General features: G+C 69.0%; 1 protein-coding gene. It reads left to right on the top strand.

Annotated elements, in window-relative coordinates; genetic code table 11:
* Positions 1-229: hypothetical protein (locus AC0IYU_RS35065; RefSeq protein WP_472127027.1), on the top strand; the 229-nt coding region annotated here is incomplete at both ends.

The following is a 229-nucleotide window of genomic DNA, read 5'->3' as shown; positions in this document are numbered from 1 at the left end:
GATCGCGCACCGCGCCACCGAGGTGGTGGCCGAGCTCTCGAAGGCCGAGGCCCGCCGCGAGGCGGCCATGTTGAGGTCGTTGTCGCCGGTCACGCCCAGCGCGACGAGGCGCTCGCCAAGTTCCGCAACTACTTCAAGTTCTCGCCCAACCCCGAGTCGCGCGCGGCCTTCGAGCTCAACTGGAACTTCGGCAACGGCTTCGACCGGCAACTGCGCCTGAAGTCGGCGC

It is taken from the genome of Variovorax sp. AC103, from assembly GCF_979254005.1.
The sequence above is the reverse complement of the archived record's forward strand: the minus strand, read 5'-3'. Positions and strand labels throughout refer to the sequence as shown.